15 protein-coding genes are annotated in these 20,680 nt (G+C 40.3%); 2 read left to right on the top strand and 13 right to left on the bottom strand.

Annotated features, from left to right (window positions below):
* Positions 1–2: 2 nt before the first annotated feature.
* Both UFO1_RS07310 and UFO1_RS07300 read right to left on the bottom strand, forming a co-directional pair.
* Positions 3–1,232, bottom strand: coding sequence for a metallophosphoesterase family protein (locus UFO1_RS07310; RefSeq protein ID WP_038669723.1), 1,230 nt, complete (start codon positions 1,230–1,232; stop codon positions 3–5).
* Positions 1,233–1,738: 506 nt separating this feature from the next.
* A complete protein-coding gene (locus tag UFO1_RS07300) occupies positions 1,739–2,932 on the bottom strand; it encodes a pyridoxal phosphate-dependent aminotransferase (RefSeq protein ID WP_038669719.1) in 1,194 nt (397 codons plus the stop codon).
* Between the two features lie 477 nt (positions 2,933–3,409).
* Between UFO1_RS07300 and UFO1_RS07295 the strand changes: the two genes are divergently transcribed.
* On the top strand, positions 3,410–4,033 hold the full coding sequence (locus UFO1_RS07295; protein ID WP_038669717.1) for a CBO0543 family protein: 624 nt from the start codon (positions 3,410–3,412) through the stop codon (positions 4,031–4,033).
* Between the two features lie 230 nt (positions 4,034–4,263).
* Here UFO1_RS07295 and UFO1_RS07290 read toward each other — a convergent pair whose 3' ends face one another.
* The 5 genes from UFO1_RS07290 to UFO1_RS07270 form a co-directional block, all read right to left on the bottom strand.
* On the bottom strand, positions 4,264–5,985 hold the full coding sequence (locus UFO1_RS07290; RefSeq protein WP_038674991.1) for an ABC transporter ATP-binding protein: 1,722 nt from the start codon (positions 5,983–5,985) through the stop codon (positions 4,264–4,266).
* Positions 5,986–6,248: 263 nt separating this feature from the next.
* On the bottom strand, positions 6,249–7,028 hold the full coding sequence (locus tag UFO1_RS07285) for an amino acid ABC transporter ATP-binding protein (protein ID WP_038669715.1): 780 nt from the start codon (positions 7,026–7,028) through the stop codon (positions 6,249–6,251).
* A 12-nt stretch (positions 7,029–7,040) separates the two neighbouring features.
* On the bottom strand, positions 7,041–9,407 hold the full coding sequence (locus tag UFO1_RS07280; protein WP_051788855.1) for a hypothetical protein: 2,367 nt from the start codon (positions 9,405–9,407) through the stop codon (positions 7,041–7,043).
* A 161-nt stretch (positions 9,408–9,568) separates the two neighbouring features.
* Positions 9,569–9,961, bottom strand: a complete 393-nt coding sequence (locus UFO1_RS07275) for a hypothetical protein (RefSeq protein WP_038669713.1) — start codon at positions 9,959–9,961, stop codon at positions 9,569–9,571.
* A gap of 513 nt (positions 9,962–10,474) precedes the next feature.
* Entirely contained in the window at positions 10,475–11,008 is a 534-nt protein-coding gene (locus UFO1_RS07270; protein ID WP_038669712.1) for an ECF transporter S component, read from the bottom strand.
* 415 nt (positions 11,009–11,423) lie between these two features.
* Here UFO1_RS07270 and UFO1_RS07265 point away from each other — a divergent pair, with 415 nt between their 5' ends.
* Positions 11,424–12,272: a pyridoxamine kinase gene (locus UFO1_RS07265; protein ID WP_038669710.1), complete on the top strand. Its 849-nt coding sequence runs from the start codon at positions 11,424–11,426 to the stop codon at positions 12,270–12,272.
* Positions 12,273–12,856: 584 nt separating this feature from the next.
* Here the strand turns inward: UFO1_RS07265 and UFO1_RS07260 are convergent.
* From UFO1_RS07260 to UFO1_RS07235, 6 genes are all read right to left on the bottom strand, one after another.
* Positions 12,857–13,954 carry a sulfite oxidase gene (locus tag UFO1_RS07260; protein ID WP_038669708.1) on the bottom strand — a complete coding sequence of 366 codons (1,098 nt, stop codon included), beginning with the start codon at positions 13,952–13,954 and terminating at the stop codon, positions 12,857–12,859.
* A 585-nt stretch (positions 13,955–14,539) separates the two neighbouring features.
* Positions 14,540–15,052, bottom strand: coding sequence for a ferritin family protein (locus UFO1_RS07255; RefSeq protein ID WP_038669706.1), 513 nt, complete (start codon positions 15,050–15,052; stop codon positions 14,540–14,542).
* A 645-nt stretch (positions 15,053–15,697) separates the two neighbouring features.
* Positions 15,698–17,071 carry a 23S rRNA (uracil(1939)-C(5))-methyltransferase RlmD gene (rlmD, locus tag UFO1_RS07250; protein WP_038669704.1) on the bottom strand — a complete coding sequence of 458 codons (1,374 nt, stop codon included), beginning with the start codon at positions 17,069–17,071 and terminating at the stop codon, positions 15,698–15,700.
* Positions 17,072–17,169: 98 nt separating this feature from the next.
* Positions 17,170–19,593, bottom strand: a complete 2,424-nt coding sequence (locus UFO1_RS07245; protein ID WP_038669702.1) for a Lon protease family protein — start codon at positions 19,591–19,593, stop codon at positions 17,170–17,172.
* A 93-nt stretch (positions 19,594–19,686) separates the two neighbouring features.
* Positions 19,687–19,938: a hypothetical protein gene (locus UFO1_RS07240; RefSeq protein WP_038669700.1), complete on the bottom strand. Its 252-nt coding sequence runs from the start codon at positions 19,936–19,938 to the stop codon at positions 19,687–19,689.
* A 16-nt stretch (positions 19,939–19,954) separates the two neighbouring features.
* Complete coding sequence (locus UFO1_RS07235) at positions 19,955–20,635, bottom strand: CPBP family intramembrane glutamic endopeptidase (RefSeq protein WP_038669698.1); 681 nt, start codon at positions 20,633–20,635, stop codon at positions 19,955–19,957.
* Positions 20,636–20,680: the final 45 nt, after the last annotated feature.

Raw genomic sequence — 20,680 nt, 5'->3', positions numbered from 1 at the left:
CGCTATCTTTTTATTTCTGTTTGATCAATAAGATCACCGTTTTGCTTAAAAGCAGTGACTTTTAAAGCATCATTCGAGGCTTCAAATACAAGGTAATTAGGCATATCCAGTGGGTTATAATAACTCTCATCCATCGGTTTTTGTGGGGACTTATCCCATACCTTGTCGCCGCTGCGTCCTGTCGTAATATAGATAGTCCCGGCAGGGTCTGGTTTGCCGTTTCTCAGAGCCTTGGTGCGTGCGTAGGAATGCACATGCCCAGTAAATACGAGATCAACATGATATTTATCAAACACTGGCACAAAGGTTTTACCAATCACATCAAGGGGCCCATTGAAGGGCTGTGTCCAGACACCACGATGCATAAGAACTACCTTCCACTTCTTCTGCGTTTGGGAAAGGTCTTTTGCGAGCCAGCTTTGTTGTTGCTCTAATAAATTAGGATACCATTCATTTAACTCATTTAACTGTGTATTGAGTACGATAAAATGTACGTCGCCATAATCATAGGAATAAGCATATCGTTCCAGGCCTGCGGGACCATTCGGTGGCAGCGCGAAAAACGAAAGATAGTAATCGGGTTTGGCCATCTTCCAATCGAGACTATATGCCTCGTGATTTCCCATGACCGGAACTACAGGTATTGTTGCTAGAAGCTTCGCTCCTCCATCAAACCAGGCATTCCACTGCCATTCGTCCTGACCATTATCAACGAGATCACCCATATTAACAAAAAACGCCGCATCCGCATTGTTTTCCCATGCTGTCTGAGCTGTTTTCGCCCAATCTTTATAATCTAATGACTGTGAATCACCAAAAATAAGTGCCTTAAATGATGTTGACTCCGGCTCCGTCTTGAATTCCATCCACGCAGATTGCCGTTTACCAACGGAAATACGATATTCATAATCAGTTCCAGCCATAAGATTGGTAACATGCGCCGTATAAAGTCCAAAGTGTTTGCCCCCATTATACGTAGGTAGCTCCACTGCCTCTGCGTTGACCTTCGTGATATTTTTCGACTGCTTAGGTCGTATCTCCAAATTTCCTGGCTCACCAAAATTTGACGTCTTCCATGAAATTGTGTGCTCATGCTTCATATCCGTTGTGACCACATGCATGATATGCCCCACATCAGTACCATAACCTATATGCACCGATTTCGACACAGATAAAAAACATATAGTAGCTATGACGCAAATAAGCGTAAAACCCAAGATATATTTCTTCATTTACATCACCTCGTTATTAACTATATTAATGTCTTTTATTATCCTCATTAGTGCCTCACTTTATCCCTTCCGCCATATGAATCATTTTCCCTGCCAATAAAAATAACACATATATTGGCTCGGGCGGACAAACCTCTTTTATGCATATATTCTATTACAGATACCTTAAAATCACCAGTGTAAGTCCCATTTTTATCACTACTTCCTTCTAATCCAGGATATAAATAGGCAGCAATCCACATTTGCATATGACCCTGAGCTATTTCAAAATGTCTCGCGGCTTTTTTTGTGAGTTACCTTTCTCAAGGACAAACTGTATTGCATCAAGTTTCGTTTCTAAGGAGTATTTGGATATATAAAAAATGCACCTCCAAATATTAGATTTGTCGGTCTAATATTTGGGGTGCAGTTCAATGTAATTCTAAGCGAACATAAAGCATACATATAAAATTTAGCATCAGATCCCATTGCGCCCAGACTGATTAGCGCAATTGTTTTGATCTGCTTCATAGTCCATACTCTTTTGCTAATTTTTCAAACAAAGGCAGAGCTCGCTGGACAGTTTCGGTTTGCACACAGTATGAAATTCGCATATGTCCTGGAGCGCCGAAATCCGCACCTGGCACGAGCAATAGATCATACTTTTTGGCGCGTTCACAGAATGCATAATCATTCGCTTCTAGCGTCTGCGGGAACAGATAGAATGCACCTTCCGGTTTTATACAGTTGTAACCCATAGAAGTCAAACCTTCAAACAAAAGTTTACGATTTTCTTCGTAAACAGAAAGATCGGCCGTATCCGCTGCACAACGAGCAATAACCTGCTGAAACAGCGCTGGTGCACAGACATAGCCCAGCACTCGTCCTGCACCGCACACAGCAGCATATACGTCTTCAAAATTTTCTACCGTGTTGGGCACCAGAACATAACCAATGCGTTCACCGGGAAGAGATAAAGACTTAGAATAAGAATAACAAACCAATGTATTCTTGTACTTCGGTGCAATAAAGGGAACCTCTATTCCATCATAAATAATTTCACGGTAAGGTTCATCAGAAATTAGATAAATCGGATGACCATATTCCTCTGCCTTTGTGTTGAGAAGTGCAGACAGTCGGCAGATGGTTTCATCCGAATAAACTACGCCGGATGGATTGTTAGGTGAATTAATCACAACCCCCTTCGTATGAGGACTTAACTTTCTCTCGAATTCTTCGAAGTTAATCTGAAAGTCCTGTACCTGCGCTGGGATCAATACACACTTTGCACCAGATCCGTGCTCGATAAACACCTGATACTCTGGAAAATAGGGGGCAAAAACAATGAACTCGTCCTCTGGCGAAGCTGTTAGTGCTTTAAAGCATATCGAAATAGATGCGGCGGCACCAACAGTGAGATACAGATTCTTTGCCGAATAATCGGTTCCAAAACGTGCATTTAAGGACTCCGCAATTGCTGTACGACTGTCTTCGGTACCCTGCGCCGAAGTATAGCCATGAACAGCTGCTGGGCTCTGGGTATTAATTATGTCACAAATTGCCTGCTGCACTGAATCTGGTGCAGGCACATTGGGATTGCCAATCGAAAAATCAAAGACATTTTCCCGACCAACAATCTTTGCACGCTGGTTACCGAATTCAAAGATTTCACGAATTGTCGAGCGCTTCTTTCCCAGCGCCAAAACATTTTGATTCAACATAAAGGGATACCTCCTGTAAATTTACCGATTCCCCAAATTTTAATATTATTTGACATTATTATTCGGCATTGCTCAACATTTCACCTCCGCAATTTAGTAAATTTGCACATTCCTAATAAATTTATGGGCAATATGACACTGTATCTCCCATAGTTCCCCGATTTTTAATCCGCTCTTACAAACTGTATTGATAATACCCTGCACATAGCTAACGTCTTAGCCTTAAAACTGTAAGGGCGTCGTCGCCCCCAACAGAAAAAAACGCTCAAACCTAAGTCTGAGCGAACATAAACATACATATTTTTTTCTATAAACCCACGAGCCCAGCTACATCAGCCTACTTCCGCTCTATCAACGCCACACACTTAACATGTACACTTAAAAACATATCAGATTTTCCACAAAAATTTTCAATTGAATTTATTAATTAAATTTGATTAAACTAATCATCATAATATGTAATATGGAGGTTAGGTCATGAATGTAGACTACATGCTTTATCAGATAAGGGCGGACATGTGGAATGTATTACTCGCCCAATGGAAAACTGACATAACCACCCCGAAGTATTGGGGCGTTGTAGCAACCATCATAATAGCTTATATTGTTTGGTATCGGCTTACGGATAAAACACGGCTGGCTTATCTATTATTTTACGGTTCTCTAGTCACTGTTATGACGAGCCTTGTTGACCTTTACGGAACGATAGCAGGACTATGGTATTACAAGGTTCGACTAGCACCATTCTTAACGAGTGTTTTCCTTCGGGACTGGACTTTAGTACCACTCACCTACATGCTTGTACAACAATATAGTCCTAACTGGCGACAGTTCTTCATCTGGAATGCTGTAGGAACATTCTTCCTCTCCGTGATCGTTGTACAAATACTTTCTGTACTAGACATCATACAATTAATGAAATGGACCTACTTAAATGGTTTTATCACTTCGTATCTGACGGCAACCCTCTCTCGCGCAGCTTTTCATTTGGTCATACAGGTTCAAAATGCAGCTCGCGAAGAAAAGCCTAGTCCTTTGGGAAGTACCTTGATGCATCCAGCGTTTAAGCCGTTAGACAAACAAGAAAACGACGATGAATAAATAGTGGACGGAGTAATATCGGATAGGTATGCTTAGAGCATGCCTATTTGCTTACTATGGTGAAAGATATCACGTAGCGAATACTTTCCTAGTAATCAACGTCACGCACTCCACATGTGTTTTGATAGACAGACGAAACTAAAACACGAGATAGAAGTTTCGTGTAATGGTTCGACCCCCTTTTAGAGGGGTTCGCGTTTGTTTAGGTGTTATACTTTCGCAAATTTCTTTTAGGTATTGAATTGAATACGGTATAATCTGCTGTATAATCCACCTGCTTTGATTAGTGTGTCATGATCCCCTTGCTCAACAATCTTGCCTTTCTCCATGACAATTATCAGATTGGCACGTTGCACAGTAGATAACCGATGAGCAATAACAAAAGATGTTCGTCCATTCATAAGTCTATCAAGTGCTTGCTGAACTAACAGCTCACTTTCAGTATCCAAAGCTGAAGTAGCTTCATCAAGAATAAGTATGCGTGGGTTCTTTAAAACCGCCCTGGCTATCGCAATACGCTGTCGTTGCCCACCAGATAGTTGTGTTCCTCGTTCCCCAATCGGAGTTTCATATTCATTAGGCATTTCCATAATAAAGTTGTGAGCATTTGCTACCTTTGCCGCAACAATAACATCTTCCTTTGAAGCCTCCAAATTTCCGTATAAAATATTTTGATAAATTGTTCCATTAAACAAGATCGTTTCCTGCGGTACAATACCAATTTGCTCACGAAGGGACTGTAATGTAACTGTATTGATATTGATGTTATCAATACTAATTGAACCGTCTATAGGGTCATAAAACCTAGGGATCAGATTTACTACCGTTGTTTTGCCTGCACCGCTAGGTCCCACTAAAGCAATTAGCTCTCCCGGTCTAGCTTTGAACGAGACGTTAGCTAAAACCGGCTTACCTTCTTCATACTCAAATGAAACATTGGTGAAGGTTAAGTATCCGTCTACAGATGGTAACTCCTTAGCACCCCTTACATCTTTAACTTCCGGCTCGATATCAATCACTTCAAATATTCGTTGCACCGCTGCTAATGCACGTTGGATATCTGCATATACATTGCTTAGGCGTTTGACAGGAGTGGGTAGGTTAATCACATATACGAGAAAGGATATAAGGGAACCAGAAGTTAAATTGCCGTTTATCACTTCGCGTCCGCCGAACCAAATGATAGCTGTAATTCCAATGGTTGAGAGTATGTTAATAATAGGTGTAATAGTAGCCATCACTTGAACAATCTTCATTTGCGCTTGAAAATTACGGTTATTTTCCTTATCAAATTGCTCTAATTCATAGTTCTCTCGGGAAAATGACTTAATAACCCTAATCGCTAAGATATTTTCCTGAAGGAATGCAGAAATGTCGGCAGTGCGTTCCTGTAAAGTCCGACTCTTTACTCGCATTCTATGGCCGGACACATTTAACGTATATAAGATAAGCGGGAAGCTAATAAACATTAACAAAGAAAGTTTCCAGTTAATATAGATTAACAATATGATAGACCCAATCAATGTTACTGAGTGACTAACGAAATCAATTACATTATTAACTAAAGTTGTTTGTAGCGCAGCTACGTCATTAGTAATGTAACTCATAATTGTGCCTATCGGACGTTTTTCAAAAAATAACATCGATAATCTTTGTAGGTGTTGATACAAAGCCCTGCGAATATCTATAACGATCTTTTGGCTAGAGTAAGCCATAAGGTATGTTTGGCCATACATAAAGATACCTTGGAGTACAATTAAGACAATAACACTGATTGCAATTAAGTTAAGCATATCAGTGTCTTTTGTCGCCAAGACATTATCAATAACATCTCCGATAATTTTTGGTAAATAGAGATTAACCGCTGAGGCTAAAATCGTGCAAACTAGGGCAACTACTATTGTCAAACTATATGGCTTTATGTAACAGAATAACCGAACATATATCCCCATGCTATCACCTTTCTTATTCATAAACGTTATCCTAAATTAAGATATAATCATAAAAAGTCGATTGAATTCAACAGTAAGCACAATGGCACCATGAAGGTCAGCCCGACGATTAACTTCACCAACTTACTTCCCCAAGTTTTTTCCTGCGACTTTAAGGATAATCTTTGCTCCTTTATCCCTGATGATTCACCTGCTAAAATCATTTTCTTACACATATCATATCGTCCTTTACATACTTAAAATTTTCTCTTTATAAATGCAAATTACTGGTGCGCTTTACTTTTACCTGAAAGACTCTGGGCACTCGTATTCATCTGATATTCAATTAGTTCCTTATATTTCTGTCCGATGTCCGAAGTTGGATTAACAAATACCTGTGAAGGCTTCCCTTCTTCTACGAATTTCCCCTTATCCATGAGCACAATTCTATCCGCAACCCGCAAAGCAAAAGATAGCTCATGAGTTACGACTATCATAGTGCTGGCTCGATACCGTGCCAGCTCTTCCATGACGACCAATACCTCTCGCACCAAGATGGGATCCAGGGATGCTGTTGGTTCATCCCACATCATCAACTCCGGCTCATAAGCCAATGCTCTGGCAATGCCCACACGCTGCTGTTGACCGCCAGACAATTGGGTTGGTTTATGATGTAAATGCCCTTCCATTCCAACCTTAGTTAGCGCATCGGTCGCCTTACCTTGCGCAGTATCACGATCCATTCCACTCATTACTAAGCCAAACATTACATTTTCCAAAGTAGTTAATCGACCAATCAAATTAAAATGCTGAAAAACAAATCCTATACGCTTGCGAATTTTTTGCAGCTCATCAGGTTCCAGCGTAAGGATATTTGTATCATGAAACAGAATCGTGCCTTGATCGGGTTCAATTAGACGATTAACCGTTCGAATTGTCGTGGACTTGCCGCAACCCGACGGCCCCATCAGGACAAGAATTTCTCCGATATTAACTGACAAGTTTAAACCATCTATCGCTTTTAAATTACCAAATCGTTTATGTAATTCTTGAATGACAAGCATGATAGCACCCGCTTATTTAAATTTCATTTTTCGTCGGTTTAGCTTCTGTAGCAAGCCCGGACGGGCATTAGGAATTACAATCTCACGCATAATCTCATCAAATGATAATCCCAACGCTTCGCCAGCACTAATCTCTTCACTCGCAACAGGGTTAATTTTTTCTGCATTATTTCCTATGAATAAACCCAAGGCAGCTCCCAAAATAGGTACTCCTATCCATGGCACATACGGAATACCGCCACCTGATAAAGCAAACATAACAGTAAGAAGCAATGCGCCAATCCCCATACCGTATAGGCATTCGGGAGCGGTGAAGACATTTTCAATCCCTCCCAATAGCCTTCTCCAGCCTTTGGCTGGCGGCTTTCGAATAACAGTACGCTGTCTCCTAACTACGGTCATGACAGCAGTGTGATCTAAGGTTAAGAACGCAACGGTTGCAATCAGCGAGACTAATCCAGCTAAGACAGCTTTTACCTGGGTCAAAATCATCATTACTTCGGCACGGGGATCTGGTTCTATGACTCCCAGGGCTGATGTATACAGTGATACGTTTGTATGCCCGACTACTTTATGGACCGTAGGCGTTGCCAGCTCCGTGGCAACATTGCTTTTTGTCAGAATTTGCAGATGCTGGCTGGGTATAACCTGTCCGGCAATGAACTGATCCATAAGCTTGACAGACCGGCTAATCTCTTCATCGCTTAAATTTGGCACGGCAGCCTCAAGGTACTGCAACTGTGCCGCCACCAGCGGTGTATTAAATTGTTGTAATTGCCCAAGACGTCCCCCAGTTGTATTGAGGGTCTGACGCGCCCCTTCTGTATCAAAATTGCGTAAGCTGGCAATTGTACTGCTACCGTTGTCCATGATACTGTCGATGGCAGCCCGAGCACGCCGAGCGTCAGCTGCGACACTGTCCAGCGTACGCAGCCGTGTTTGAAGATTAGTGAGATTTTGCTGCATAGCAGTCATTTCATTAATAGATGACGCAACATCGGAATTTATCAGACGAATCACTTGCAACGTATTCACAAGGCTACCCATCGCCTGGGCCGAGTTGCCTAGCTGCAGTTGTATCGCACTCGTGTCCAAACCAGCTAACCCGCTAGTAGCTGCTTGGAGAGTAGCTCCGGCATTACCTAAACTGGTTATCGTCTGTTCAACGGCTCCCAAACTGATGTTATAGTTATCAAGAGATTTATTGGCGATTCCGATCATGCTCTGTGCATCTTGAGCAAATCCAGGTATTTGAGTGACTAGCTTGGATGTCTCTCCTAACGCATTGCCAAGTTCACTCCGGGGATTATTAAAAGTTGCGGTTCCAATAGGTAAGGCAATAGTAGAGCTGCTAACTAAAAAACCCTGGCCTTCATGTAACTGCTTTGCATCGCCCTGAATGACCATGCCTTCGGCTGTACCATCGCCCTTTATAGCCGTTACTTTTACCAAAACATTAGCCGGGTCAACAGCTGTTCCCGTGGCAAAAATATTGGGTGATGCTCCTTGAAATGCAATTACATCACCTGGACGCAAGGTCGCACCTGCAGCCAAGCGAATGATAGTTTTTGTTGCGTAGGCGGTTAAAAACCTTCTGAGTTCAATCATAGTGCTGACAAAATAAGTCATGTCATTGCGCTTGGTATCAGCAGATACGCTTTCGGCAAAACCAACCGCCTTATCGGCCCGAAGCGCATCAGCAAGCTGTTCGCCTAAGCGAATCGGATTTTCGGGTTCACTGCCAACAGGAAAGGCTATATCGATTAATTGATATTGACCTAAAAGGCGTTCTATGTCAGCATTCACCGTTGAAGCTTTTTCCAATGATTGTACCAGGACCGTAACTGATCCCCCGTCTCGAAAAGCAAACAGCACTCCATTGATTTGCATCACCTGATCAATGACTAAATCTTTGGCTCCATCGGGTACCGCTTTTAATGTTATCCGTGGTTCAGTCATAATGCTGATGCCTGACCGACCTGGAACACTGCCAAATATTTGATCAACCGTCTCATAGGTCTGCTTTGTTTTGTATTCGATAGGTATGCCAACTAAAAAACTTGTCAGCCCCGTTAATGTTGGGCCTTCTTTTAGACTGGCACCGGGAAACACTTGATTTATAACATTTTCAATCTGCGCCCGTCCGTCTTCTTTTACTTCCTCTCGTACATTAATCAGTAAATCAAATTCCCCATATTCACCCACTAGTGAAGTTATGGTTTCCGAAAAGTAGGTATTCGCCGTCATGGCCAATGCTCCGGCCATCGCACCCCCAATAGCAATGCTGACTATCAGGAGTATTACCACATCACGGTTAAAAGAGTTGCGAAAAAAGGTACGAGCTATCTGTTTTTGCAATAATGTCAAAGCCTTCGGCATAAATCCTAATCCTCCCAAAACAAATAAACGGTACTGCAATTACTTATAAGTATCTGCAGTACCGTTTATTTTACTCACCCGATTAACTTAAGTTTCCAGAATATAAGCCTGTTGCATAGTCCCTCATGCTTCTCCTGTTAAGAATTATAAAATAAGGGATTTCAAGAAATTAAAGTTGACCATGCCCCACACTCTGGGCAAACATATACAGCAAAATCAATCTGTTCTAATTCTGGAGAATCTTCTAACTCTTCATCATCTTCAACATTTATAAGGCATTTATTTAAGATGTCGTAATACATAAAATCATTACGCCAAACTAACCGATCATTCTTACCGCAAACGCAAACTTCATCGCAGGCGCCAACTCTATAAAAATCTTTAAGAGTGATATTATTACTGGCAAAGAATTTTACAATAACCTCATCATCATAACTTTTCCCTATGTGGTGGAGAAATTTACTTACTGGCAGAAAATCAATTGTTGATTTTTTATTAATAGGTTCAGTTTTATTAGCGTTCATGTGCTTGTTAATTTGTTCAAATTTTTTCATGTTGACTCACATCCCTTACTATTTGATTGTTTAATTTTACGCTCTACAAACCTTACAAGGCACGGGTTTTGCATATTATGCATAACTTTGCAGAATTATATAGGGTGATATATGTAACGGCGAAGTTTGGTTAACTACTTGGACAGAAGTTCCACTCACTGATCCACAACTCTGCAAATCCGCCACAATTTCCCCTAGAATTTTCAACTCGATACACTGTTTTGCCAATAAAATAACCTGTAAGAGATCTCTCCCACAGGTTATCCCAGAACGATCTTTATTATTTGCACTAATTATTCATTAGCCAATCATACACTATATGGCTGTTGAGCTATCATCACTAGTGTCTTAGTCTTCTAGCTAAGACAGATGTGTACCACCAGATAGTTCTGTTTAATCGTGCGAATTAAAATCATATAACAGGCTGTGCCGAGGGAAATGCTTAAGAAGGTGTTTCCCTTCCAAACAAATCGGATGGTATCAGCATAACCATACCCGGGGGCATAATCTTTTTTATTTGTGGCCTCTTGCCCATGAAGAAACAGGCACATTCTTTCTCAACTTGGCCAAAACAGGCAACACGATAACTGCCGCCACGCCGATCTGAACAAGATTACCGGGAATCGATGCCATCGGTGCCAGCCAATTGCCGTAAATAATTCCTTCGGCGCCATAATAACCAACCACCTTAATGAGACAAGCCGCCGCCAAGGCCAGGACATAAGCCGGCAGGGTCCGGTGCTTTTCGCAGATAGCGCCGATCGTATACCCCATGAGACCGACAATGACCAGCGTAAAGGGAGCCCATAAAAACCAGCCGCCCACCACATCAAAAAGAGCCATGCCGATTCCTCCCGCCAAAGCGCCAAACCGGCGTCCATAAAGAATGGCGATAATAAAAAGGGGCACATTCCCCAAATGAACTAAACCGCCATTGGAGGCAATGGGAAGACGAATATTTACAAATACGGTGCAAACAAAAACGAGGGCAATGCCCAATGCTGCATAGACCAGTTGTTTAGTTTGATTGAAAGATTGTTGTTTCATACTAGTTCTCCTACCTTTTCTAACTTCTAATTTTTTTTGCTATTTTAGCATAAATCTTGGTGCATATTTGATGCAATCTCCAGAGCTGCAATCCTACAGGTTGATACCCACGGTAGTGGTATGGTTAATGGATTATTGATATTACAATCTGCCAACACTTGACTCACAGTGGCAATAATGCCTACTCTAGTCAATACCAATCACTGTAATGACAATTTTGATTCGAAATCACAATCTACCATTTTTAGATAACCTCTTTAAACTGTACCTACTAAAATTACGCTTTCTGTATATTTCAAAAGCACCAAATTTATTGTATAATATAATTGCGATTTTTGAAACCCCTAAGTTACATAATGATCTCTTTCTCGCTATCTAAACGTAATAAAAAAAAATACTGGAGGATGATTTTAATATGAAACAAAAACTTGCAAGAGTTGTGGCAATCCACGATATGTCCGGGTATGGTAAATGCTCACTTACAGTGGCCATTCCAGTAATATCGGCGGCTGGAATCGAGGTTTGCCCTCTTCCCACTGCAGTGTTATCTACGAATACTCTTTTGCCTGGGTTCAAATTCTTTGACTTTACTCCGCAAATGGATGAAATTGTAAATCACTGGAAAGAAATTGGTTTTAAGACTGATTGTGCTTATAGTGGATTCTTGGGTTCGGCAGAGCAAATCCAAATCGTTAAAAACTTTATGCTGGATTTCAACTGCTCATTAAAAATAGTCGACCCTGTAATGGGCGATAATGGCGTAATTATTAAAACTTATACACCAGCAATGTGCAATACGATGCGGGATCTTGCTTCAATTGCTGATATCGTTACTCCAAACCTTACTGAAGCTTATATCCTTACAGGCAGGGATTATGTAGACGGAGAAGTTGATAGTGACACCTCTCGCAAACTCTGCGCTGAAATCATTGAAATGGGCGCTAAAAAGGTGGTATTAACAGGTGTCGTTCGAGGAAACTCCTTGTATAACTGCGCAATGAGCGAAGATCATTCCTACTTTGAAGTAGCAGTTGATCTACTCCCATACCACATGCATGGTACAGGGGATCTTTTCACCAGCGTACTTACAGCTGGTGTTGTCAGTGGTTACACTCTAAAAGAAAGCGTAGAAAGTGCAGCACATTTTGTACGGGATGCAATGATTGTCAGCAATGACATAGAAGATGCTTTTGAACGCGGAGTCGCATTTGAACCTATTGTCTACAAATTACGCGGCGGTCTTTACAATAAAAATTTAGCTTAAAAATAGACTTTTCAAAAGCGAAGGGATTATGCAAAACTCGTCTTCGTGTATCTTCATAAGTTTATAACTGATACTAAGGTCTGTAACGTTTTTTAACGTTGCAGTTTTTTTTGCTGCAACATATATATTGGGGAGGAAGATAGAGAGAATTTGTACGTACTTTTATACGAATTTCCTACCTTCCGCGACACCCCTAAAGAAAAATGCCTAAACCGAAGTCTAGGCAAACATAAAACACACATATTAAAAATTCCTTTGAAATCAGCCTATTTCCGCTCTATCAACGCAACTGACTCAACATGTGTTGTGATGGGGAGTTGATACCATTACACGGATAGTTTATAATTTCGACACCCCTATTTTCAGTTTCATTTTGAGGGTTTGGCAGCTTTAAAACTACCGTGAAAACAATTTGCGGAATTGAAGCCATAGATATGATTAGAAAGGGGCAGGTTGAAGAAATTCAATCTGCCCTCTCTGAGGTTGAGGTCTTACATAAAATTATGGGTATTTCAGCTTAATATTCTAGTGAAGATAGGTTCTCTTTGACTTTGTACAATTTTCGCACGGAATCAATTATTACACTAGTGAAGTACTGGAGTACCAGGAATAGACACAGGCACTTGATGCATCATATTGTTTCCATAGCCTTTTGCATTCCAGGGAGAAATTCTAGGTTGCTGATTCCCTTCAGAATCTTCCGCTTTAGCCATGATCGAATAATGACCCGGGGAGTTTACCGTCCAAGTATATTCCCAAAAAGTCCATGTATACTGTTGATGTTCAGGGCTTGTTAGCATCGCATCTGCCCAATTTGTTCCATCGTCAGTACTCACACTTACTTTCGTGATTCTCCCTTTTCCGGTCCAGGCCAATCCTTTGATATTGTAGACTCCTGGTTTTAGGACTTCGCCCTTTGATGGCCATGTGATTACAGAGTTAACTTTCATCTCTGTGACAGGAGAGGCATTTTGATAATCATCTTCCCGTTCAAGATAAACATAATCAACTGCCTGGAATGGCCCTTTAAAAAGTTCGAGAGATGCCGAAATACTGGTCAGCCATTTAACATTTGCCATAGCATACCATCCCGGTACGACCAGTCGGACTGGTGCGCCGTGTTTAAAGGGAAGTGGCTGATCATTCATCTGCAATGCTAGAATGCACTCGGATAGTAAGTCTTTCTTAAATGGCAGACTCCTCTGGTAATTAAAATCTCCTGACATGTCCGGCCGCTGACCGGAATCAGCTCCAGTAAAGACAAGATCCTTTACTCCCTCGTTTATTCCAGCCTGATCCAAGAGATAGCTTAAAGGAACTCCAGTCCATTTGGCGTTGCCAACGGCCCCTATACCATATTGCTCTCCTGAAACTGGAGGTTGCAAAAAAGAACGTTTGTTTCCAGCACACTCAAAAGTAATATGCTTAGAAACTTGAGGCATCTTTTTCAACTGTTCATAGTTTAAAGTTAGTTGATGATTCACTTGACCACCTAAGGTTAAAAACCAAGTTGATAAATCTATGCTTGGATATGAAAAGTGATTACGGATATAAAATAGTTCGTTAGGCACAACCCAAGTATTCAATACGCTTAATGGCGTCTCCATATTCTCCGGCTGTAATTTAGCTAAAATCAAGCCCGGGGTTCCTTCTGCTGAGTTTATAGGGGATAATATTTCCATTATTATCACATCCTAATTTTCCCCTTAGTATATCCTACCTAGAGCCATCATATGTAGACATGCTTATTATTCAAGGTGGTATATAGCACCAATTTACACAACGTAACCTTGGGAAACATGGCACCAGTGACATGTAATGGATTGCCTTAAAACCGGCGATCAATCAGATGTGAATTGTATACACAAACTTTCAAATTTTACAAGGTGTCGTTTACCCTATCCTCCAATACTTTTATGCCAAACTCCTTCTATTTTCGTATAAAAGTTTATTTTCGTGTAACTGTACAACACTCCCTAAAAAAAATCGCCTAAATATAAGTTCTAGGCGAATATAAAGTACATATATAAAATTACCTTAAACCCACGAACCCTTTGAAATCAGCCGTCTTTCTGCTTTTCTAAATAAGATCATGGTTATCGTAGCTTGATCTTCTGTGAAAGGAAGCATCTTTGACTTTGTAAAAATTTCGCATCAGAACCAATTTCCTAGACCTTTAGACTAAACTTTGTCCGCCAACACATCTATCACTATCAAATCTTCATTCCTAATGAAAAGGCATCCGGTATTTAAAGCGTGCATTATATCTAATCCAGAGACCCATATTTATCTGTATCATATTTTAATAGCAGTTGGGTTAAATGTTCGAGATGGCCCTTTTCTTCAGTCGCTATCGTATAGAATACACGGCGGATATCGTCACAAGGAATGTCTGCAAATTCTTGTTCATAGAGAATGACGGCTTCCAGTTCGCCCTTTATGTCTTGTCTTAAATTATTGAGGATAATCTGTGTATCATAGCTGGGTTTATATGTCTGCATAGGGGTTTTAGGCCCATATTTCAAGCATTTGTCTTCCTGATATTTCTCATATTGATTAGGGTCATACGCGCGAAGCAGCGTAAGAAACATACCATAGTGTTTTTTTTCATCTCCCATGATACTTTTCCACGCGGCATTGATTTCTTCCATATTTGAATTGGCGATATGCTCGGCATAACCATTGATAGCGATAATTTCGGCAATCATTGCTTCCCGAATTTTATTGGTGAAATAATAGGTTATTCCCTGAGGTTGACCATTTCTAGTTGTATAGCTCATGAGGAGTCTCCTTTCCTCGCATAGTTTTATACGCAATAGTATCCGTCATGAATCGCCTCTGAAGATGCGATTTGAAGTAACAGTAACGGATTAGGCCCCCCTTTGCGTGCATCACCTGACCAGTCACAAAAACCGATTCATCGGATGCCAGGTACACAAACGCAGGAGCAATTTCGAAAGATTAACAGGGCACCGCTCCAGAGGAGTAGCCGTCCTGAAAACGGCCGCCTCGGAAGATATGTGCTCACCGTCAAGGGAGTCCACGCCGCCCCTAGAGCTACTGAGTTGACGCGAATGTCCTGGTCAACAAGCGACTCTATTTTGCGAGTAAAGCTGACGCTGGTTCCCTTGGAAGCAATAAAGTCAATAACCTTCGTTTCCCCTTTTGCAAGCCTCTCCAATTAATTCTATTGAGTTATTACATAATATTCCGACACGGCATTCCATGCTACTATTCACAGGGGTGTCGTTTTCCCCAAATTCACGATACTTTTTTTGCAAATATCCCCCTAATTTCGTGTATTTATATATTTTCGTGTAACAGTACGACACCCCCTAAAAAAATATCGCCTAGATCGAAATCTAAGCGAACATAAAACACATCTATGAAATTACCCATAACCCCACGCCCCCTTTGAAATCAGCCTACTCCCGCTCTATCAATGCAACTGACTCCACATGATAAGTATGCGAAAACATATCAACTGGCTGAATTTCTTTTGTTTTATACCCGTATTCTTCTAGGATAGCCAAGTCCCTTGCTAGGGAGGAAGGATTACAAGATACATAGACGATACGCTCAGGATTCACAGATGCGAAGGTTTCTAATACATTCTTATCACAACCCGCCCGTGGTGGATCGACAACAATGGTATGAGGACGAATCCCGTCCTTAGACATTTGTGGCATTACGTCAACCATATCCCCTGTAATAAATTCTACATTATCTACCTGATTGATCTCTGCATTATGACGTGCATCACGAATCGCTGGTTCCACGATTTCAATACCATACACTTTTTTCGCATGTTTCGCTAAAAATAAGGTGATGGTACCAGTGCCACAATATGCATCAATAACCGTTTCATGTCCAGACAATCCAGCATATTCTACGGCTTTATTATATAACACTTCTGCTTGCTTCGTGTTGACCTGGAAGAAGGATCGAGGTGAAATGTGAAAAATGAATTCGCCGAGTCTATCCGTTATCGAATTTTCTCCCCATAATGTTTTTGTACGATTACCTAGAATCACATTCGTCCGATTGGTGTTTATATTTTGTACAATGCTTACTAGATTAGGGATTCTTTGGCGTAATGCTGCGATAATCTTCTCTTGGTGCGGCAATTCATAGGTTGCCGTTACCAACACTACCATTACTTCATCAGTAGCTGTTCCCACCCGCCCTAATACATGACGCATAATTCCGCGCCCTGTACGCTCATCATACGTACTAATTCCTAGTTCTGTTATGATTTGCTGCACAGTCTGGGCAACAAGATTATTAGCCTCATGCTGAATAAAGCAATGCTCTGTATTAATAATATTATGAGTTCCTTGAGCAAAACAGCCTACGGCAATTTTCCCCTGAACCGTACCAATAGGAAATTGCATCTTATTACGATAATACCAAGAATCTTCTGCACCGATGGTAGGATGAATTACCACCTCTGCCAGTTTCCCAATACGAGTAACAGCATCTACTACAGTTTGTCGTTTTAAAGCAAGCTGTTCTTTATAATCAACATGCTGTAATTGGCAACCGCCACATTGATAATAAATAGGGCATTTAGGTTGACACCGCATGGTTGCCGCTTTTACTACCCTTTTTAATTTACCTTTGGCATAGCTCTTTTTCACTTCTGTAATTACAACTTCTACTGTTTCGCCTGGTAAACCATAGGGTACAAAGACAGTAAAACCTTCATATTTTCCTACACCTTCACCACTATGGCCTAAACTAACAATATCAAATGTATATGTATTATTTCTTGTTACAGGTTGTATTTGTTTTTCCACTTATTATCACCTTTCTACTTATAACTTTACAAAACAGATGCCCTTCATCATAGAAACAAAGGGTGCCAACTAAGGCACCCTTCTATTTATAGCAGGGATTATTGAGCTTTGCTTTCTTCCGCCGCTTTACTTAATTTAATAAGGCGATCAGTATATTCTTTCAATTGCTGGTTGACTAAGTAATGTATACTACCAGAAGGATAGGTGCTGTCCTCTTGGATCTCACCTGCTGGTACGTCTGTCAAAATTTCTATCCCTTGATCAATTGTCTTGACCGCATAGATATGAAACTTTCCTTGACTTACCGCTTCAATTACTTCATCATTTAAAGCCAATTCATCCACATTCTGATGAGGAATCATAACACCTTGTTCACCAGTTAAGCCTTTAATCTTACATACACTAAAAAATCCTTCGATTTTTTCTGTAACGCCGCCAATAGGCTGCACTTCCCCTTTTTGATTCACAGATCCAGTAATCGCAATCGATTGCTTTATAGGAACACCCGATAAGCTTGATAGTAGCGCATATAATTCAGTACTAGAAGCACTATCCCCATCTACGCCGCCATACAATTGTTCAAATGTTAAGCTTGCTGTAAGAGCTAAAGGATACTCCTGAGCATATTTTTGCCCGATATAACCACTTAAAATTAATACACCTTTGCTATGGCTTGTACCGCTCATTTTGGTTTCCCGCTCGATATTCACAATACCACCTTTACCCATATAGGTATTGGCGGTGATCCGCGAAGGTTTACCAAACATATACTCTCCAACAGACATAACAGCCAAACCGTTCACTTGACCAACCTTTCTGTCTTTTGTGTCAATCATGAGTTTACCATCAGCAATCATTTCCTGCAAGTGTTCTTCATATTTATTTGACCGATATCTTTTTTCTTCGATGGCTTGTTTCACATGTTTCCCTGATACAATATCACTCTTATCCATAGTAGCCCAAATATCAGCTTCACATAAAATTTTGACGACTTCACTAAAGCGAGTCGTTAATTTTTTTTGACTTCCAGCCAAGCGACATGAATACTCTACCATTCTAGCCACGGCAGAGCGGTCAAAATGTTTTAACTCTTTTGTTTCAATGGCTGAGCTGATAAAACCTGCCATTTTTTGAACATTATCTTCGTTGCTATCCATTTGCGTATCAAAATCAGCGTGAATTTTAAATAGTTTACCAAAATCTTCATCATAGTTATACATTAGATAGTACAAGTATGGATTACCAATCAAAATTACTTTTACATCGATAGGTACAGCTTGTGGTTTAAGAGTAGCCATAGCTACCATACCATATTGTTCGCTAAGATTTTCTACATATAACTTTTGCGTTTTTATAATCCGCTTTAAAGCTTCCCATGCCCCCATGTTGGTTAACACATCTCGGGCATTCAAAATAAGATAGCCACCATTGGCTTTATGCAGTGCCCCCGCTTTGATCATTGTATAATCAGTACTTACCATCCCCATACGAGTTTCGTACTCCACTCGGCCTACTAAGTTATAATAGGTTGGATTTGATTCTACAATAACAGGAGCACCTGTAAGCTCTCGATTATCCACTAATAAATTGACCTTATATTTATCCTTAATAGAATCTTGGGTATTCTTTTTGAGAAAAGCAAAAGGATTGCTTTGGTCATCTTCTCCCGTATTGGCTTTAAAATCACTAATATTTTTTACAACATCGGCTTTGATCGCTTCTAAATATTCGACAACTGCACTATGTTCTTGGTATTTTTGCCGAACTTCATCAATCATGTTACCAGCAGCATACAGACCTACTTTTCCATCCAGTTTGCGGATTTCCTCGCGCATTTCCCGTTCTAAGTCTTGCATACGCCGAATTACTTCCATAGCTTTTTCATGAACAGAGAGTAGTTTTTTTTCTGTAGCTTCTCTTTCCTCTTTTTCTAGCGACTGAAATTCTTCAGGGGAAAGGGTTTTGCCATCCTTCATTGGCATGCCAACAAAACCTGTCGTTGACCACTGAGGCAAGATACCGTATTCACTAGCTTTTTGATTAAAGGAATCGATGATAACAGTACGTCTTTCTTGAAATGATTTGATTGTTTCATTTTTTGCACTTTCATAATCATCACTACTAAAAACTTTTCCTACTTCTGTTTTAATATCTTCAATTAGACCTTCTATATCCTTACAAAAGACATGTCCCAAACCTGGTGGCAATAATAAGGCAATTGGTTGGCTACTGTTCTTAAAATTATTTACATAGCACCAATCACCTGGAGTCTGTTGTTCTTGAGCAACTTTAGCCACAGCCGATTTCGCATAAGTGATTTTTCCAGTGCCCACCAATCCAGAGATAAATATATTGTATCCTTGGTTTTTAGCAAACAAACCAAATTCAACAGCCTTAACTGCACGTTTTTGACCAATCATTACATCAAGAGGAGATATACTGGCTGTAGTTTCAAAATTAAATAAAGTTTCATCACAGGTAAAACGGAGCTTATCTACTGGCAGTTCAGGATATTTGGTCATCGTACCGCTCCCCTTTTTCACATTTTAATAGTTATCACTTCGACTTGTTTGGTTAAAACCCCTTTTACCTTTACCAAGTTCTTCTATCGGCGATTATGCATAATCATCCCAAGCTATAGAAGTTTCTCCGCAGCGAACACACACGTCAAAAAATTCTTGCGGATTCTGACTTACTGCATTGATAATGGCTTTTGTAGCACCTGAACTATGCATAAATATCAGTTCCTTTTCTTGATTAAATTCTCCTATAATTCCTGAAATCGGGCCATTGGCACAGGTAGCTGACGGCGGGATCTTACTTGCACCAAAACTTTTCATATTACCACAAAATTGACACTTCGGCATACCTTTCATCTCCCTTTTATATAAATGATATACCCCAAAACAACAGTAAAATTTTTGATGTATTAATTACAGAATGAGCAATGATTGCGCTAATCAGTGATCCTGTCCAGTAATAAACAAATGATAAACCGACTCCCACAACAATCATTTCACCCAGCCAATAGAGATTAAAGTGCATGAGCGCAAATATTAAGGAACTAGCTATGGCTCCACCCCAAAAACCCCAACGTTCTTTCATAGGTAAAAAGGTAAATAATCGATACAGTATTTCTTCCGTTAAAGGCGCCAAAACACCCGCTAGGAATAACGGTATCGCTAAATCTCGCCAGGAAGCAGCGTTTTCTACTTGTACCAGTAATGGATGCGGACTAGGTGTTACAAAAAGAACAGTTGTATATAGTTTCTCACTAAAAACACTTACTCCTAACAATAAAAAACCAACCAATAGACCTTGTACTACATTTGCTGTAATATTTTCCAATGAAAATCCTAAACTACGGAAATTCCCATTACAACTGCGTACCGTCAAATAAACTAGTATTAATACTACTACCCGGTCTGTTATTTCCACTACAAAAGGCGTAACCACAAAAATTAGAGGGTAAAGTACTCTTACTAATAGCAAACCTACTAACAATCGTAATATATGAATTGACAAAACTGCCTTAAGATTCCAAGGAACTTTATCATATATCATATTTTTACCTCTTTTATAGACAAGACATATTAATACCATTATGCA

Source organism: Pelosinus sp. UFO1 (assembly GCF_000725345.1).
Lineage (GTDB): Bacteria > Bacillota > Negativicutes > DSM-13327 > DSM-13327 > Pelosinus.
The sequence above is the reverse complement of the archived record's forward strand: the minus strand, read 5'-3'. Positions and strand labels throughout refer to the sequence as shown.